The organism is Ruminococcus sp. AM43-6, assembly GCF_003461785.1.
Classification (GTDB): Bacteria; Bacillota; Clostridia; order Oscillospirales; family Ruminococcaceae; genus Hominimerdicola; species Hominimerdicola aceti.
Map to the genome: position 1 here is coordinate 261,191 of NZ_QTXU01000002.1, position 17,489 is coordinate 278,679.

The following is a 17,489-nucleotide window of genomic DNA, read 5'->3' on the forward strand; positions in this document are numbered from 1 at the left end:
CAAAGAATATGTGATACAATATGTATCCCACATAAAGCAAGGCTGAAAACCTGCGCAAAAAAAGTTGTCAAAAGCTCTTTTAATTATGTGAAAAGTATGGTATAATAAAATAGTAAACAAAAAGAGAAATATATTATGAGAAAGGCGGAGAGATAAATGGCAGAAGAAAAGAAAGCTTTTTTCACCTATAAGGGCGTTCCACTGGTGAGAAAAGGAAATAATATCTATTTTGGAAATATGTATGACGAGTTCGTAGTCATGATAGAAATACTTTCTACAGAAAAGGTCGGCGGTATCGACGTTGCAAATAAGGTAAGAATAAGAAAAGTTGCAACAGACAGCACACTGCCTCCGAATAAGCAGATAGTTAAGGTGGCAGAGAAATCAAGCCTCTATGAAGCACTTGATTTTGCCTGCGCATGGCTCAAGGTATCATAATACATCAAAAAACAAACGGCGTGTATCACGAAGATACACGCCGGTTTTGTATGTGTTATTCAACGTTCGGTCTTGTTATAAGGGGCATTATTTCATCTATCATTTCCTTTGGCAAATTGTAATCCTGAAATTCGCCTGTATCATCTTTTATGCTAAAATTGCATATTTTACTTTCAGAGTGCATACCGCCTGAGGTGTCCCACGAATACTGTGAAACATCGATAACACAAATGCTCTCATACGCATCACTTGATTCATCCTTTTCGAGAGAGATTCCATAAGAGTCTGCGCCACCGTATTCTAAGCCGTCAATGTAAGGATAATCCTTGCATACCGATTTAGCGTTCTCTATCCACGCAGTTATTTTGTCGATAGTGTCCTTGTCTGTTATCTCATATGGTTCTTCTCCATACCAGTGATGAATATAATATGCCGAAATTTCAGCATTTTCATCAACCTTTGATGATGAAGTTGTGGTAGTTGTCATTGTTGTAGAAGCTGTTGTCACAACTGTACTGCTGTCATTGACCTTGCTTTTGTTATCATTGTCTGTTGTCTGTGAGCATGAGCAAAGAAGCAGTGAGAGCGCTAAAACCAAATAAACTGTCTTTTTCATGTTTTGTCACCTACCCTTAAATGTAAACACAGTCGTCCTGATATGTGTAATGAATCCGTATATCATTTTTTCCATACCCATCGTTAACAATAAAATATTTATCAACTAATTTATTATTATTATCGAAGCATTGAACAATGCCATATGTTAGTACCCAATGATTTTTATCATTTTTTCCGCCATAATTCGGATGCTTTATAATAAGTAATATGGTTGGAGAATTTGACGTGAGTATCCTGTAAAAACAAAATCCCCATGAATCACCGCCATAGTAAGCATCAGGCGATGAAGTAAAACTACATATTTTATCCTTTTTTGCGTTACTAAGTCCATTTATTATTCCATTTCGGCTTGTTTCTCTCGGAATATAATTGTTAAGGGTGTTGAAAAGACTTCTGGGATTATTAGAATAAGAATCGCTCAAACAATTGTTGTCTTTGTAGTCATCAATATAGCATAAGTTGATAACAGCTGCTAACGCCCCACATTGATTAGATGTGTTGTAGTTCAGTTTTCTAGGTGTTCCAGATACTTTTGAAACCGTTGTGTGCAATCCTGAATTAGCCCTGGAAGCACTTGAACTTATAAAATTAGTTGATGAAAGTTTTATGCTCTCATTAGTAAAACTCTCAGTAACTTCGTTGAATTGCTCGTCTGTTAAAATCTCACCTGTTCGCAAATTTTTGTAATCAGTGCTTGTTTTAGTCAAGTATTCAAGTGGACCAGCATAATATAAATCGCCTTGTAAGTCGCTATATGGAGATGATGATGTAGGACTATACTCTATTGTATTTCCTGACAAATCATATATCACATATCCCGACTCCATTTCAGCGCAGAAAGCAATGGTTCCTTCATCTGCTCCATGTAAGTTGTGAATTTTAACCACTTGTCCCATGTTTTCAGCGCTGGTTAAATCTGAAACAGAAGTTGGTAATGTAAGAACCTCCTGGTTATCAAGAGCAAACGTTGCGATTGAACTTTGTGAGAAAATCACAACACAAGCAGAAACCATAGCTAAAACTCTTCCTTTAATGTTCATAATGGTAAACCTCCTATAATTTATTATATACACAATATACCATATTTAAGTATCACTGTCAATATCCAATATATACAAATAAATATCAGTTATTAGTGCGACTTGAACAACGACAAAAAGCATGACGATTTTCAATCGTTTAAGTTTCAAAAGTCAACAATCCCGAAAAAGTTTTTTGAAAATACGCCCATTTTTTTGGCTTTACCCCCTTGTAAAGCTATCGGAAGTATGCTAAAATAATATAAGCGTTATGAATAATGACGGGATCTATGAGGGAAACGTTTACGCCATTTTGGTGAAACGTTTACAACTTTAAAATATTGAAAAGGAGCGTATAAAAAATATGCAGTATGGTTATTTTGACCTTGAACACAAGGAATACGTCATCACAAGACCTGACACACCTGCACCTTGGGCTAACTATCTCGGCTCACCAGAGTACGGTGCTATCGTATCCAACAACGGCGGCGGATACAGCTTTGTAAAGAGCGGTGCTAACGGAAGAATAATCCGTTACCGTTTCAATTCAAATATCGGTCTTCCTGGCAGATATATCTATATCAGAGATAACGACGCCAAGGATTATTGGTCATGCACATGGCAGCCTGTAGGCAAGCCTCTCGACCAGTATAAGACAGAGTGCCACCACGGTACAGCTTATACAACTATCAAGTCTGACTATGCAGATATCCACTCCGAGCTTACATACTATGTTCCTCTGAACAAAACATATGAGGTATGGAGAACTAAGATCACAAATAACTCTGACAGATACAGAAACCTTTCAACATTCGGCTTTGTAGAGTTCACAAATGAGAACAACTACGAGCAGGATCAGGTAAACCTCCAGTATACACTGTTCATCACAAGAACAAGCTTTGAGGGCAATAAGATCGTTCAGCACATCAATGAGAACAGCGGTAAGGACGAGAACGGCTCTAACTGGAGAGAAAGATTTTTCGGCGTAGTTGGCGCTCCTGTTTCCGCTTATAACGGTAATCTGGACAGCTTTATCGGCTCTTACAGAACATACGGCAACCCTGTTGCAGTTGAAAGAGGCTTCTGCGATAACAAGCTCAACTATAACTCAAACGCTTGCGGCGCTCTCCAGTCTGACATTATCCTTGCTCCTGGCGAGACAAAGGAGATCATCTATGTCGTTGGTCAGAAGAATCCTAAGGTAGCAGACGAGATACTCGCTGCATATAACGAGCCTGGCAAGGTAGACGCTGAGGTAAAGGAGCTTATCGCTTACTGGCATGGTCAGCTCAATAACTTCCAGATCGAAACTCCTTCTGACGAGTTCAATAACATGGTAAACGTATGGAACGCTTATCAGTGCTTCATCACATTCATCTGGTCAAGAGCCGCATCATTCATCTATTGCGGTCTGAGGAACGGCTATGGCTATAGAGATACAGTTCAGGATATTCAGGGTATTATCCATATCAACCCTGAGCTTGCTGCTGAAAAGATCAGATTTATGATCTCTGCACAGGTAGATAACGGCGGCGGACTTCCACTTGTTAAGTTCGACCACAAGGCAGGCCACGAAACTTGCCCGGACGAGAACGATGAGAACTCTATCTACGCTAAGGAAACAGGCCACCCATGCTATAGAGCAGACGACGCTCTCTGGCTCTTCCCAACAGTTAATAAGTATATCGGTGAGAGCGGAAACAAGGCGTTCCTCGATGAGGTCATCGTATACGCAAACGGCGGCGAGGATACAGTTTACGAGCATCTTAAGAGAGCTATCAACTTCTCAATGGAAAGACTTGGCGCTCATACAATGCCAGCAGGTCTTTATGCTGACTGGAATGACTGCCTCAGACTTGGCAAGAAGGGCGAGTCAACATTCGTTGCATTCCAGCTCTACTATGCAATGAGCATCATCAAGGGCTATGCACTTGACAGAGGCGATAATGAGTACGCTTCATATATCGACAAGGTACAGCCTGAACTTGGCAAGAGCCTTGAAGCTTGCTGGGACGAGGATAGATTCATCAGAGGCTACAGAGAGAACGGCGAGATCGTTGGCGCTAAGAAGGATCCAGAGGCTTCAATGTGGCTCAACCCACAGTCTTGGTCAGTTATCTCAGGCTTCGCTTCTGAGAAGCAGGCTGAAACTGCTATGGAAAAGGTACACGAGATACTCAATACTCCATTTGGCGTAAAGATCATGGAGCCACCTTATGTAGATCATTACTTTGACGGTGCTCTCATGCACATCTTCAACCCTGATACAAAGGAGAACGGTGGTATCTTCTCGCAGACACAGGGCTGGGCTATCCTTGCAGAGTCACTTCTCGGTCACGGTGACAGAGCATTCGAGTACTTCCTCGAGTCTTCACCTGCTAACATGAACGATAAGGCAGAAGTAAGAATACTTGAGCCATACGTTCACGGTCAGTTTACAGAGTCAACACGTTCACCATATGCAGGACGTTCACACGTTCATTGGCTGACAGGTACAGGCTCAACAGTAATGGTAGGCTGCGTAGAGGGTATCTGCGGTATGAGACCAAACGCAGAGGGACTTGTAATAAGCCCATCTATCCCACACACATGGGACGGCTTCAAGATCGAAAAGAACTTCCGTGGCAAGCACCTTTCTATTGATATCCAGAACCCAGACCACGTTCAGAGCGGCGTAAAGTCTATGACAGTCAACGGTGAAGCAGTTGAAGGCAACTTCGTGTGCGAGTGCAAGATGACAGAGCAGACAAACATCGTTGTTGTTCTTGGATAATTGCTTTAATGCTTAAAACAATATAAAACTATCGGCAGCAGACGCTATCATGTGCCTGCTGCCGATTTTTTTGACGATTTTTAATAATATTTAGATTTATTTAGTAAATTGTACAAAACATAAACAAGTAATATGTTAAATTCACCAATTGAAATAATTATCCAATTCGAGTATAATTATTACAGGAGGAGATATTATGAACAAAACGAAATATAAAATATTATTTATTTTCACCTTGTCAGGAATAGCTCTAATGACAGCCTGCGGAAATACCACAGAAAGCAGTGCCGCCCCAACGCCTGCAAACAGCTCTGTTGTGCTCAGTGAAAGCACTGAGGAAAGTGAAGCTTCGGTGGACAATGATAGTATCACAGAACTTGATTTCAGCAATATAAATGGCTTTGGCGTGTCTGCCGAGTATGGCGACCCATATGCAAAGGGAAAAAACTGGGATATAACAGATGAAACGGCTATAACAGAATTTAGCCAGCTCCTCAACGAAAGTTTAAGCTATGCGGTCGATAAAAATACAGCAAAAAATGGAATGCTTTCAAAGGGTACTGCTCAGTGGAAAGTATCAGACGGTAAAGAATATAGCATAATTGTCAGACAAACAACGGCAGATGCGTATAATGTGAAGATAAATAAGTGTTACTACAACGTGCCTGAAGATCTGATAAATAAGCTTTCGGATATTATCACAGAACAAAAAGAAAACTAATATGCAAAAAAACTCCCGACAGTCGGAAAACCTGTCGGGAGAAGTCTTATTAAGGGGATCAATAAGTTATCGCTGTGTTTGTTTCTTTCAGCATATTTATTATATCATATCTATTTTCGTTTTTGTTAAGCTGGCTGCTTAGTTTTCGCTAAATATTTTGTATATTCATAAAATATTATAACATTTATATTGCATAAAAGACGCAGTATAAAATTGTGTATCTTGCCTGTCTTGAAAAATCTTTTGCCAAAAAGCTTGACAAAAGCCGCTATTTGTTGTATAGTTAGTTACATGAGTAACTAACTAATAAACTTGTGAGAATAAAAGAAAAAAGACAACAAAGATCGAAACCGAAAGGGGGAAATGATATGAAACTCAGACTGGAAAGCGAAAAGCCTATATATGTCCAGCTGTGCGAGTGGCTGTCGGATATGATAATAAGCGGAACGATACCTGAGGGAGAGCAGATACCGTCCACAACAGAAATATCAGCGGAGTATAAAGTGAACCCCGCCACAGCCTTGAAAGGAATAAATATGCTCGTGGATAAAGGGGTAATATTCAAAAAAAGAGGCCTTGGAATGTTCGTGAGCAGCGGAGCAGTGGAAAAACTCAAAGCAGAAAGACAGCAGGATTTTCAGCAAACCTACGTTGACAAAATGTGCGCAGAAGCCAAAAAGCTTGGCATATCAAAAAATGAGATAATCGCAATGATAGAAAGGGGATTTGAAAATGAGTAACAGCGTTATAAAGGCGGATAACATCATAAAAAAATACGGCAGGAACTATGCCCTTGTGGGTGTGTCTGTGGAGATAGAAAAGGGCAGGATATACGGACTTTTGGGCAGAAACGGCGCAGGTAAATCCACTCTTATGAATATCATAACGAACCGTGTTTTTGCCACCTCGGGCAGGTGTACTCTTGACGGCGAAGACCTTTTGGAAAATGATAAAGCACTGAATCGTATATACGCAATGAGCGAGAGCGTCACAATGCCGGCAGGTCTGACCTTTAAGCAGGCGGTGAATATCACGGCTGATTTTTACGGCGGATTTGATAAGGACTATGCCTATTCTCTTGCCGAAAAGTTCAAGCTTGACCCGAAAAAACGCCTTTCTGCACTGTCAACAGGCTATCTGACAGTTTCAAAGCTCATTCTCACCTTGGCGAGCGGTGCAGACTTTCTCTTCTTTGACGAGCCTGTTCTTGGGCTTGATGCAAACCACCGTGACCTTTTTTACCGCCTGCTGGTAGAACGCTTTGCCGAAACTCAGTGCGGTGTGGTAATATCCACCCACCTTATCGAAGAGTGCGAGAACCTTGTGGAGGATGTCATAATAATAGATAAGGGCAAGGTGCTTGCGGCAGGCAAAACGGAGGATATTTTGACGGATGGCTATTCCGTCACAGGTGCAAAGAGTTTAGTTTCTGCCTATTGTCAGAATAAAGAGGTGCTTTGCATGAAAAACATCGGAACAATAAGCTCGGCGTATCTAAAGGGCACGCCCGAAAATGTCCCCGAAGGTCTTGAGATCTCAAGACCCGACCTACAGCAGGTGTTCATAAATCTGACAGGTGAGGAGGGGGAACAATGAATGAGCTGAAACTCTGTAAAACTACTGTTGTAAGAACTCTCCTTCCCCTTGCAGCCGTGCTTGTGTTTTTCCTTGTGCTGCTTGCGGCAAAGGCTTTGAGCGTGGAGGGTGTGTCGAAATATTATGAATTGCTTACGGGGGCGGCAGCATTTGCGGCGGCGTTTTTTACGGTAAAAGAGATATTCTCACTTTCCGTCTGCTGTGGTGTGTCAAGAAAAACGTCCTTTGCTGCAATACTTATCTGTGCTTTTGTCACAGCATTTATAGTTGTTGCCGCACACAGCATAGAGAGCTTTATTTTTGCAGATAAGCTGAAAGGAACTGTTATACGCCTTGACGGCGTGGCAGTGGACTATACACACGCAGAGATACTGCAAAATTATTCTCTTTTATCGCTGTCATTCAGCAAAAGTGCAGCTTATATCTATTCGATGCTGTTTGTGAGAACTTTTCTCATATTTTTCAGCGGCTCGGCATTTTTCATTATAATGAGCCGACTTGAACGCACAGGCAAACTCATCAACTGCGGCGTTATAGTTATCCTTGCGGCACTGAATATCGGCGGCGGTATCTTCACAAAGGCTTTGAGAAGTCCTTTGCTGAGCTATGAGTTCTTTGAAAATATCGTTCCCGATGTTGCACCGATAGCCTTTTCCGTTACCTATGCGGCACTTACGATCATCGCCGCATTGACAGCTTACCTTTTTTGGCACAGAAAGCCTATCAAAAGACAAAGGGGTGTGAAATAAAATGCGAAAGATCAAAGCACTCACACTTTTCAAGACGATCCAGAGATATTACTGCCTTGTGATATATGCCTTTATGCTTTGCCTCTACGGCGTCATCACAGTATCTGCATTTTTATGCGGCAGCGGCGATATGGCAATAGCCTGCGATTTGGTGCTGCCCTTGCTGCTGATAGCCTCTTGCGTCGTCACCGCAGTGTGTGCATATGTGGTCTGCACGAACACCATTCAGATAACCTGTGCACAGAATACCCCAAGAAAATGCGGCATAGCCTGTATGCTCCTTAGTATGATAACAATGTCGGTATTCGTTTCAGGCGGCTATCTCCTGTGGCTGCGTGTCATAGAGCTTATGTGCGGTAGCTCCGCAGGCTCTGTCGAATATGAGCTTCTTGAACAAAGATCGCAGATATTCGATATATTTTTCAGCGGCTCACGGCTTGGCAGCTTCGTTTCGGCAATGATGTTTTTTGCCATAATATTTTTGTCCGCACTGCTTTTGAGCGTGGTGATAAAGCTTTTTAACAGGTCTGTCGCTATACTTACAGCGGCGGCGTACACCGCACTTTTCATAAAACTTTTTTCTGAGCTGTATGCAGGAAATTTTGCTGAAAGCATCGTATACCGCAGAACTCTGGGTCTGCTTGCCGTTGCAGAGCTGGCAGTATTTTTCGCAGTAGCTTGCAGGCGAATGGACGTTAAAAGATAATATGCCAACAAAAAGTGCCGATACGGACAAAACGTATCAGCACTTTTTTATGCCTTGCGGCTATTAGTTTCACATTTTATGAAATAAGCCAGTTAAGTATCTGGAAGTTAGGCTTTGCGTCATCAACGACAGTTACCTCAACAGTGTGAGTAGCCACCTCGTCAGATGAGTATATCTGCTGTGCCTTAGCATAGTTGCCCCAGCCGCTTGTGAAGTCAGCGTTGATAGTCGCAACGTCCTCGCCATCGACCTTTACAGCAGCCACGCCGGACTTGCCGTCAACTGTCATGTAGTATATCATACCAATGTTCTTTGCAGTTATCTCAAACTTGATAGTGCCGCCTGTTGTTGTTCCCCAACCGTCTGTGAACTTCTGGAATGTTGTAACATCTGTGAATGTTCCCTCGTCAGTTGTCTTTACAGTGTCCTCTGTCTGACGGCTTCCGATAGTAGCGTCAGCGAATACATCGCCCGTCGGTGCAACAGTGCTTGTGTCAAATGCCTTCGCTTCCTTGTCAACGCTGTCAATATTGTCCTTTATGTTGCCAACGAATTTTGTGAGCAGTGAAGCCATTATAACGTGTCCGTCATCATTAGGGTGAACGTTGTCAGGTGAAATGTCAGCCCATGTGAAGTTGCCAGCCTCTATCTCAGGCATAACAGCGTCATGATAAGATATCATAGGAATGTTGTAAGCCTGTGCTACCTTGAGATGTGCAGCCTGCGGAGATGTGCCCCCCTCGGTTGAAGGCTCAAGTATCATAACTGCAGGATTGTTGTCCTGCTCAAGACACATTCTTACAAGGCTGTCCATGCAGGACTCATAAAATTCATCATCAGCGTCATTGATAAACTCGATAACGATAATGTCAGGCTTAGCCTCCAAAGCGTCACGCTGTGCCCTGTGAACACCTATGTATGAGTCAGTTGCACCGATACCGGCATTAGTAACATCAACATAAAAGCTTATGTTTTCCTCCCACCAGCTCTTGAACTGGTTTACATACTGATTAGTTGAGGAGTTAGCACCCGAACCTGCCGTGATAGAGTCGCCGATGAAACAGATCTTTGTTGTCTCCTTAGGATTTTGCAGAGCGTAGTCGAGCTTAGCCGCAAGACGGGAAGTGTCGCCCTCGTTGATAACGCTTCTGGCGATCATGTTCTCAGTAGCACCATTTTTAACATCTATCTTTTCCGTAGATGCAGGGTATTCAGCAAGAAGCTTGTCTGAAACACTTTCGGTATCAGCCGCACTTGAATCGGAAGCCTGAGAGTTTGCCGCAGCGGAGTTTGAGTCAGCAGCAGAAGAGCTGTTTGAATTACCGCAGCTTGTGAGAGCAGCGCTTGTCATGCAAAGAGCAAGAGCCGCCGCAAGGAATTTCTTCATAGTAATAAGGTCCTTTCATATCTTGATTTTGCCAAATGGCTGTATATATTAACAAATATATTATACAACAAAAAGCAAATTAATGCAATAGGTATAAAACGATTACATTTGAATAAATCAGGGGCGAGGCTAAGTGAGGAGCGGAGTTAAATGAGGAGTGAAGTTAAGTGAGGAATGAGGAATTGGCATAGCTGACCAAAGTTGTGCACAAGCACAAGGTAAAAGTCAGTACCGAGCGGAGCGATTTTGCGGCGGCAGGAACTTGCCCGAATGAGATGTAGGGGCGAACATTGTTCGCTGTGCTTGGAGTTTGCTGTAAATTCAGGATTGTAGGGGACGACGCCCTCGGCGTCCCACTCGGAGGAATACTGCAGTATTTTTTTGTATCTTTGATGTTGAATTATTCCGGGGTGACATTATTGTGGAATTCTCCAATAATTTAACGGGCAAGAAATATCGGGACGTCGTATTTCTGCAAAGCAGAAATTGCGCCGCTCCCCCTACATGGTTTGTGCTAACACCCCCAGAAACCATTTGACAATCCCCTCCCCCAATGCTATAATAAATTCAGGAGGTGACATAACATGGAAATGTTTGATCTGAGAGCCGACTATAAAACACTGCCTGACGAAACTCTTCGCAGGCATTTCCGCAGGCTTATAAAAAGGCAGCGGCGATTTGCAGCTTTTACCTTTGCGTTGCTTATTCCTGCGGCTATATTATACGGAATGATAGGATGGGCGAATTATTTTGCGGCGGAAAGTGCGATGTTCGCATTTTTTGATGCAAGCTCAAATGCCTTTTTTAACTATGCGGCGTTTGCCGCAAGCGGAGCTTTGCTCATGGCGGATACAACTAAATTGATAGTCGCCTCCCCTGCCGTGATGATATTATATATGGGTCTGAAATTCGCCCTTTTTGACAGCGTGTCAGGCGATACTTTCGTTATGCTCGCCTACCTTATAGCAGCCGCTGTCATCACCGCAAAAACCGTGTCTGACCTTAATTTCATGCGTAAACTTCCCAACTTTCCCTTCGACGGCAGAAAAGAGCGTATAGACTTCGAGGGGCTTACCCGTGATAAAATGACCGAAAACCTGCAAAAATTGCTGGATAACCAAAAGGACGATAAGGTCATAACAAATGATTATGAGGATATCTTTACAAGCGATAAACCGAAGGATATCGCCAGCCCTCCCGAAAATACCGACGAGTATCTCCAACAGCATAAAATGTCTTATCAGCGTGTAAGGTCATGGAACGATGTGAGCAGACTGGATTAACAGCCTGCTCCTTTTCTTTAATTATTTAATCAAGTGTGCGAAACTATGTCTTAATTTCTTAAAAATTGTTCAATTTTCTCTTGATTTATTCATTAAATCATGTTATAATAACACTGTGTTTGAATTTATAGGAAAGGAGCTGTGCTGTATGATCGGTAACATCAAAATAATTGCTGTCTGTATGTGTAAAGTCTATGATGAGCGTAATTATAGAATCATACGGGCTCTTAATAATTTTGCTGTTGAAAACGATTACAGGCTGTTTGTATATCACACCTGCTCAGACCTTTATTGGAAGACTCTGTCTGAAAAAGGCGAGCAGTCTGTGTTTGACCTTATTGATTATAATATAACAGATGCCGTCGTGACCTTTGAAGAGGGCGTGTATGCTGAAGATGTAATGACAAAAATCAGAATGGACGCCGCCGAATATGGTAAGCCTGTCATATCAGTCGGCGTAGAGCATGACGATTGCATAAGCATCAAATTCGACTATGCAAAAGGCTTTGAACAAGTGGTTCGCCATGTAATAGAACAGCATGGTGTAAGAGATATAGGCTTTATCGCAGGCAGAAAAGACGAAGAAAATTCAGAAGAGCGTATAGCAGTTTTCAGAAAGCTACTCGAGGAGTATGATATCCCATTCAGAAATGATGTCTTTTATTACGGTGACTATTGGTCAGCACCTACTTTGAAAGCAGTGGACGATATGATAGAAGAAAATAAAGTCCCAAGAGCGATCATCTGTGCAAACGATATGATGGCTATAGCCGCAGGGGCTGAGTTTCAAAGACGTGGCTATAAAATACCTGAGGATATTATCATAACAGGCTTTGACGGACTTGAAGAGGCTAGGTACTGTACACCTATGCTTACAACAAGCGGCTGTAGCTATGATGATACTGCTAAAACCATCATCAATACTATAAGTAAAGCTTTGGCTGGTGAAAAGGCCGAAAAGGTATATACAGTTGACTATGATCTGTCCGTTGAAAATTCCTGCGGCTGTAAACCCTCAGTGGAGCAGATAAATACTGGTGAGCATATCAGAATGCTCCGAGACAGAATGAACTGTTATCAGGACGAGGAGCGTGTCCTCTATGAGCTTGCAGTGAATGTCATGAATTGCGAAACTCCTAAGACTCTTGCCGCCCTGCTGAAAGAGTATGCTTTTGGCGATATGGCTGTTGTGGTGAATGGTGATTTCTTTGACGAACGTAAAGACCCTCGTGTAAGCAATAGAGAACCGCTTTTTAGCGATAAAATGATACTTTTGCGGAGCCGTGCCGTGGAAGACAGAGATATCCCACAGCCTTTTGACCGCACCAACATCATTCCCGATATAGAGAATATAATGGACTATAAAGTTCCCCTCATATTCTCCGCACTTGCCTATATCGGCATACCACTTGGCTATGCCTGCTTCTATTTTCCTGTCAGGCTCAACGAGTATTTTAAAATACCACTCTATGTAAATTCCCTGAATACCGCCTTGGGCAGCTTCCGAAGCGTCACCTATCAGAAGTATATGACAAAGCATATCGAAGAAATGTACCGTCACGATATGCTAACAGGGCTTTATAACCGTACAGGCTTTTATAATGCCCTTGAAACTCTCCCACGAAGAAACGACCAGCTTGCATTGGTGGTTTCCGTTGACGTTGACGGACTTAAATACATAAACGATAATTTCGGACACGAAGCAGGCGACTATGCCATAAGAGCCGCCGCAAACGCTATCGACAGCGTGAGCATAGAAAATAAAGTCTGCGGCAGATTTGGCGGAGATGAGCTTGCCCTTTTCGCTATCGTTGATACAGACCTTTCCGAGCAGGTCAAGGAGGAGATAAAGGATAAAATGGCAGAGCTGAACAGACGAAGCGGAAAATCCTATGTCCTCTCAGTAAGCGTGGGCGCAGCCGTTGCTCCGGTGGAAAACTTCTGGTTTGACGATGTAATGCACATCGCCGATAAATATATGTATGAAGATAAAAGACAAAAACCTCATAACAGAATATGATCTGTAATGGTTCTGAAAAAACTTGTATGGGCGACCTTTGGTCGCCCTCTTTTTGCCATTAGCCGATCGGCAAAAATTTTCATACACCCTCAGCGGACGGATAAAACCGTCCGTTTTTTATTTTTTGCATAATTTTGCTTGACGAAACGACATAAAAGTTGTATAATATTAATTAATGCTTTGTGAACTATGTGTTTCTAACAATGTGTACAAAAAGCAGAACGTATATTTGTGCAAAAGGGAGAAGTTGAGCCGCAGTAACCACCTGTGTGCAACTTTTTGCCCCTGTGAACGCATTTATATGTGTCAGCATATTAGGAACGGAACGTGAAAATGAAGATAAAACAGCTTTTTTCGGGTGATACCGATAATACATTCATACAGTTTTTCAGATACGTCTTTGTGGGCGGCTTTGCCTTTGTGGTGGATTATGGCATTATGACCGCACTTGTGGAGCTTTGCCGCTTCGACCCCGTCATTGCTGCAACTATCTCTTTCGTGGCAGGACTTTTGGTGAATTATTCCCTGAGTACGTTTTGGATATTCAAAAATTCAAAGATAAAAAACCGCCTTGCAGAGTTTGCGGCATTTGCCGCCGTGGGCGTTGTGGGACTTGGCATAAATGCCGCAATAATATGGTTTTTCAAGGATATCCTTGCTTCAAAGCTCATATTCGGCACGCTTCTTCCGCAGGATAAATATTATCTTGTGGGCAAACTCGTTTCCACAGTGATAGTTTTCATATGGAATTTTGCAGGCAGAAAATTTATTATATTTGATAAAAATAAAGACTGAACAGGAGAGGATAACACATGGAAAAGGTAATTATTATAGGCGCAGGCCCAGCCGGTCTGACTGCGGCAATAGAGCTTCTTAAAAACGGCGGCGACTATGACGTGACCATACTTGAAGGCTCGCAGGCAATGGGCGGAATATCACAGACAGTGAGATATAACGGCAACCGCATGGATATAGGCGGACACAGATTTTTCTCCAAAAATCAGCAGGTCATGGATTGGTGGGCAGACCTTATGCCTTTGCAGGGCAAGCCTGCCTATGACGATAAAAAGCTAGGCCACGAAAAGCCACTTGCCGAAAACGGCCCCGACCCTGAAACCGAGGATAATGTAATGCTCGTCCGTGACAGAGTGTCGAGAATTTATTACAATAAGCACTTCTTCGACTACCCTATCTCAATGAAGCCCGAAACCATAAAGAACATGGGCTTTGTCACCACCATGAAAGCAGGCTTTAGTTACCTGTGGGCGTGCGTGTTCAAAAAGCCTGAAACCAACCTTGAGAATTTCTACATAAACCGTTTCGGAAAAGTCCTCTATTCCATGTTCTTTGAGGGCTATACCGAAAAGCTCTGGGGCAGACACCCAAGCGAGATATCTGCAGATTGGGGCTCACAGCGTGTAAAAGGCCTCTCTATCACAGCCCTTTTGAAAGATATGTTCAAAAAGGTGTTCGGCACAAAGAATAAGGGCGAGGTGGAAACCTCCCTTATCGAACAGTTCTGGTATCCAAAATACGGTCCGGGTCAGCTTTGGGAAACTGCCGCTGAGAAAGTAAAAGAGCTTGGGGGAAAAATACTCACAGGCTGTCAGGTAAAGAAAATAATGTGTGAGGGCAGAAAAGTCACCTCCGTTGTCTGCGATACCGCTGAGGGCGAAAAGACCTTCACAGGTGATATCTTTATCTCCTCAATGCCTGTCAAAGACCTTATCCTCGGCATGGACGGCACAAAGCCTTGCGATACCGTCATAAAGATAGCCAAGGGTCTGCCATACCGTGATTTCGTCACAGTTGGACTTCTTGTCAATAAGCTCAACCTTAAAAATGAAACAAATAAAACAACTCTCGGCAATATCGTCCCTGACTGCTGGATATATGTTCAGGATAAGGGCGTAAAGCTCGGCAGAATACAGATATTCAACAACTGGTCGCCTTATATGGTGGAAAAGCCTGAGGATACAGTTTGGATAGGCCTTGAGTATTTCTGTGCCGAGGGGGACGATTTCTGGAATATGTCCGAGGAGGATTGCGTGAAGTTCGCAACCGCCGAGCTTGTTAAAATGGGCGTCATCTCCGAAAATGAAGTGCTCGATTCCCATAGAGAAAAGGTCAAGAAAGCCTATCCTGCTTATTTTGATACATATAAGCATTTCGATACCATGATAAAGTTCCTCGATACTTTCCCGAACCTCTATTGCGTTGGCAGAAACGGTCAGCATAGATATAATAATATGGACCATTCAATGCTCACCGCTATGGAAACAGCCGAAGCCATAAAAACAGGCAAAAAGAGCAGAAAAGATATTTGGAACGTGAACACAGAAAAAGAATATCACGAAGAAAAATCTGGAAACTAATATGAACAAAAAGAAAGGTGGACTTCTTCTGTCCCTGCGGAAAGACATGAACAGAAGAGCCATAAGCGACAGACGGCTTGAGGCGATCTTCCGCACCCTCAGCCGTCACCCTTATATAGTTGCAGCGTTCATATGCCTTGCACTCACAGGCTTTGGAAGCTATAGCTATAAGTTTTTAAACGGCGTCATTGTGTGTGGCGTTTTCATGATAATAGAGCTTTTCTACCTCAGACGGTTTTTGAAACAGCTCGATGACAGCGGAAAGCATACCGCAGGCGCAGTTTTGACCTTTGCAGGCAAGACCCTTTTGACCCTTGCGGCAGTGAATTATTTCGTACATACCCAATATAAAGCGGCTTTTATCTGCTTTGCAGGACTTTGCGCCGTGCTTGTTATGTATGTCGTTTTGCTCAATAACGATAAAAAGTTCCACGACCGTGTCACCTGCCTTGCCTTGGCAGGAGCAGGCTTTGTCCTGCGCTATTCTTATGTCTTTATGTCCGATATCTATACAAGACAGAATGACGTGTGGTATTTCGGCGGCGAGGGCGGTCACGCAGGCTATATAGAGTATATCTATAATAACAACGCCCTGCCAAATTTCGACCCCACTACCCTTTGGCAGTATTATCACCCGCCTCTCCACCATATAATCTGTGCGGTGTGGCTGAAATTCTGTACCTCCATAGGCATAGAGTATTATATGGCGTGCGAGGCCATACAAGCCTTGACCCTCTTCTATGTCTGTGCCGTAACAATAACAGTCTATAAGATATTAAGGCTCTTTGACCTTAAAGGCAAAGCCCTGACTATCCCGTTTGGTATGTGCTGTATGTATCCATACCTTGTCCTTATGTCAGGTGGAATAAATAACGACCCTCTCATGCTGTGCTTTACAGTGGGAGCAATATATTGTGTGCTGAAATGGTATAGAGAACAGACCGCAAAGAATATCGTCAAAGCCGCCCTCTGTATCGGTCTTGGCATGATGACAAAAATATCCGTAGGGCTTATCGCCCCTGCCGTAGCCATACTTTTCTTTATGGCGCTTGTGCAAAATCGTAAGAATATGGCAAACCGCCTGGGTCAAATGTGCCTTTTCGGTGTAATATGCTGTCCTCTTGGACTTTGGTGGAGCGTGAGAAACTACCTGCGCTTTGGCGTAAAACCAAACTATGTCCCAAGCCTTTCAAATGCCGACAGCCAGTATATAGGCGGCCTTACAGCCAAACACCGCCTTACAGACTTCAGCTTCTCACAGATCAAAATAGTCTTTGAGCAGTGGGGCGGTGAAAGCTATAAAGAGTATAACCCTACCATGGCAATGCTTAAAAACTCGCTTTTCGGCGAGGGCATAAACGAAACTTTCTTCCCCGAAAACGCAATGCTTGTGCCATATGCACTTTTCTGGATAGCCTTGGTTCTTGCGGTCATAGCGTTCATCGCAATGCTCATAGTGCTTTTTGTAAAGACCGATAACGCAAGATTTACCGAAAAACTCATGTTCACAGTGGTCTATGCCACTATCTTAGGCAACTATTATAACTTCTGTATCAGATATCCTTTTATCTGCACAATGAATTTCAGATACATAATCCCATGTATGCTCATAGGACTTATAAATATCGGACTTTTCACAGACCTTTGCAGCCGCTCCGAAAAATCCCCATGCAAAGCCATAGTCAGCACTCTGAGCTATCTTTCTTCTGCATTTATCGTCCTGTCCTACATAACATACTTCTTTGTGGCAAGCACCAACGGATAAAACCCCGACCCCATGCAGGGGCGAACAACGTTCGCCCGC

General features: G+C 43.0%; 15 protein-coding genes. 12 read left to right on the forward strand and 3 right to left on the reverse strand.

Annotation, left to right across the window (positions count from 1 at the left end; all coding sequences use genetic code 11):
- Positions 1-156: 156 nt before the first annotated feature.
- On the forward strand, positions 157-438 hold the full coding sequence (locus DW938_RS02910) for a hypothetical protein (protein WP_038670225.1): 282 nt from the start codon (positions 157-159) through the stop codon (positions 436-438).
- Between the two features lie 55 nt (positions 439-493).
- Here the strand turns inward: DW938_RS02910 and DW938_RS02915 are convergent, their stop codons facing one another.
- Together DW938_RS02915 and DW938_RS02920 are read right to left on the reverse strand one after the other, a co-directional pair.
- On the reverse strand, positions 494-1,054 hold the full coding sequence (locus tag DW938_RS02915; RefSeq protein ID WP_118123820.1) for a hypothetical protein: 561 nt from the start codon (positions 1,052-1,054) through the stop codon (positions 494-496).
- Positions 1,055-1,070: 16 nt separating this feature from the next.
- Positions 1,071-2,096 (reverse strand): hypothetical protein, encoded by a 1,026-nt coding sequence (locus tag DW938_RS02920; protein WP_117896600.1) that lies wholly within the window; start codon positions 2,094-2,096, stop codon positions 1,071-1,073.
- Between the two features lie 343 nt (positions 2,097-2,439).
- Here DW938_RS02920 and DW938_RS02925 point away from each other — a divergent pair, with 343 nt between their 5' ends.
- The 6 genes from DW938_RS02925 to DW938_RS02950 all read left to right on the forward strand — a co-directional run bounded on the left by DW938_RS02925 (position 2,440) and on the right by DW938_RS02950 (position 8,620).
- On the forward strand, positions 2,440-4,848 hold the full coding sequence (locus tag DW938_RS02925) for a glycosyl hydrolase family 65 protein (protein WP_046439168.1): 2,409 nt from the start codon (positions 2,440-2,442) through the stop codon (positions 4,846-4,848).
- Positions 4,849-5,044: 196 nt separating this feature from the next.
- Entirely contained in the window at positions 5,045-5,569 is a 525-nt protein-coding gene (locus tag DW938_RS02930; RefSeq protein WP_118123821.1) for a hypothetical protein, read from the forward strand.
- Positions 5,570-5,937: 368 nt separating this feature from the next.
- Positions 5,938-6,309 carry a GntR family transcriptional regulator gene (locus tag DW938_RS02935; RefSeq protein WP_118123822.1) on the forward strand — a complete coding sequence of 124 codons (372 nt, stop codon included), beginning with the start codon at positions 5,938-5,940 and terminating at the stop codon, positions 6,307-6,309.
- Complete coding sequence (locus DW938_RS02940; RefSeq protein WP_118123823.1) at positions 6,302-7,165, forward strand: ABC transporter ATP-binding protein; 864 nt, start codon at positions 6,302-6,304, stop codon at positions 7,163-7,165. Before DW938_RS02935 ends, DW938_RS02940 begins: the two co-directional genes overlap by 8 nt.
- A complete protein-coding gene (locus DW938_RS02945; protein WP_117927938.1) occupies positions 7,162-7,914 on the forward strand; it encodes a hypothetical protein in 753 nt (250 codons plus the stop codon). Before DW938_RS02940 ends, DW938_RS02945 begins: the two co-directional genes overlap by 4 nt.
- 1 nt (position 7,915) lies before the next feature.
- Positions 7,916-8,620 (forward strand): hypothetical protein, encoded by a 705-nt coding sequence (locus DW938_RS02950; RefSeq protein WP_118123824.1) that lies wholly within the window; start codon positions 7,916-7,918, stop codon positions 8,618-8,620.
- 76 nt (positions 8,621-8,696) lie between these two features.
- Here DW938_RS02950 and DW938_RS02955 read toward each other — a convergent pair whose 3' ends face one another.
- Positions 8,697-10,007, reverse strand: coding sequence for an SGNH/GDSL hydrolase family protein (locus tag DW938_RS02955; RefSeq protein WP_118123825.1), 1,311 nt, complete (start codon positions 10,005-10,007; stop codon positions 8,697-8,699).
- Between the two features lie 584 nt (positions 10,008-10,591).
- On the opposite strand from DW938_RS02955, the gene DW938_RS02960 reads away from it, so the two are divergent.
- The 5 genes from DW938_RS02960 to DW938_RS02980 all read left to right on the forward strand — a co-directional run bounded on the left by DW938_RS02960 (position 10,592) and on the right by DW938_RS02980 (position 17,450).
- On the forward strand, positions 10,592-11,290 hold the full coding sequence (locus DW938_RS02960; RefSeq protein WP_118123826.1) for a hypothetical protein: 699 nt from the start codon (positions 10,592-10,594) through the stop codon (positions 11,288-11,290).
- A gap of 148 nt (positions 11,291-11,438) precedes the next feature.
- On the forward strand, positions 11,439-13,310 hold the full coding sequence (locus DW938_RS02965; RefSeq protein WP_118123827.1) for a GGDEF domain-containing protein: 1,872 nt from the start codon (positions 11,439-11,441) through the stop codon (positions 13,308-13,310).
- A 333-nt stretch (positions 13,311-13,643) separates the two neighbouring features.
- On the forward strand, positions 13,644-14,105 hold the full coding sequence (locus DW938_RS02970; protein WP_117927943.1) for a GtrA family protein: 462 nt from the start codon (positions 13,644-13,646) through the stop codon (positions 14,103-14,105).
- A 17-nt stretch (positions 14,106-14,122) separates the two neighbouring features.
- Positions 14,123-15,685 carry an NAD(P)/FAD-dependent oxidoreductase gene (locus DW938_RS02975; RefSeq protein WP_117863606.1) on the forward strand — a complete coding sequence of 521 codons (1,563 nt, stop codon included), beginning with the start codon at positions 14,123-14,125 and terminating at the stop codon, positions 15,683-15,685.
- Between the two features lies 1 nt (position 15,686).
- A complete protein-coding gene (locus DW938_RS02980) occupies positions 15,687-17,450 on the forward strand; it encodes a glycosyltransferase family 39 protein (RefSeq protein ID WP_118123828.1) in 1,764 nt (587 codons plus the stop codon).
- Positions 17,451-17,489 lie beyond the last annotated feature (39 nt).

What these genes read in the sequence shown, in the direction of transcription:
- DW938_RS02910 (WP_038670225.1), top strand. Translation starts at nt 157, where the DNA reads ATGGCAGAAGAAAAGAAAGCTTTTTTCACCTATAAGGGCGTTCCACTG.
- DW938_RS02915 (WP_118123820.1), bottom strand. Translation starts at nt 1,054, where the DNA reads ATGAAAAAGACAGTTTATTTGGTTTTAGCGCTCTCACTGCTTCTTTGC.
- DW938_RS02920 (WP_117896600.1), bottom strand. Translation starts at nt 2,096, where the DNA reads ATGAACATTAAAGGAAGAGTTTTAGCTATGGTTTCTGCTTGTGTTGTG.
- DW938_RS02925 (WP_046439168.1), top strand. Translation starts at nt 2,440, where the DNA reads ATGCAGTATGGTTATTTTGACCTTGAACACAAGGAATACGTCATCACA.
- DW938_RS02930 (WP_118123821.1), top strand. Translation starts at nt 5,045, where the DNA reads ATGAACAAAACGAAATATAAAATATTATTTATTTTCACCTTGTCAGGA.
- DW938_RS02935 (WP_118123822.1), top strand. Translation starts at nt 5,938, where the DNA reads ATGAAACTCAGACTGGAAAGCGAAAAGCCTATATATGTCCAGCTGTGC.
- DW938_RS02940 (WP_118123823.1), top strand. Translation starts at nt 6,302, where the DNA reads ATGAGTAACAGCGTTATAAAGGCGGATAACATCATAAAAAAATACGGC.
- DW938_RS02945 (WP_117927938.1), top strand. Translation starts at nt 7,162, where the DNA reads ATGAATGAGCTGAAACTCTGTAAAACTACTGTTGTAAGAACTCTCCTT.
- DW938_RS02950 (WP_118123824.1), top strand. Translation starts at nt 7,916, where the DNA reads ATGCGAAAGATCAAAGCACTCACACTTTTCAAGACGATCCAGAGATAT.
- DW938_RS02955 (WP_118123825.1), bottom strand. Translation starts at nt 10,007, where the DNA reads ATGAAGAAATTCCTTGCGGCGGCTCTTGCTCTTTGCATGACAAGCGCT.
- DW938_RS02960 (WP_118123826.1), top strand. Translation starts at nt 10,592, where the DNA reads ATGGAAATGTTTGATCTGAGAGCCGACTATAAAACACTGCCTGACGAA.
- DW938_RS02965 (WP_118123827.1), top strand. Translation starts at nt 11,439, where the DNA reads ATGATCGGTAACATCAAAATAATTGCTGTCTGTATGTGTAAAGTCTAT.
- DW938_RS02970 (WP_117927943.1), top strand. Translation starts at nt 13,644, where the DNA reads ATGAAGATAAAACAGCTTTTTTCGGGTGATACCGATAATACATTCATA.
- DW938_RS02975 (WP_117863606.1), top strand. Translation starts at nt 14,123, where the DNA reads ATGGAAAAGGTAATTATTATAGGCGCAGGCCCAGCCGGTCTGACTGCG.
- DW938_RS02980 (WP_118123828.1), top strand. Translation starts at nt 15,687, where the DNA reads ATGAACAAAAAGAAAGGTGGACTTCTTCTGTCCCTGCGGAAAGACATG.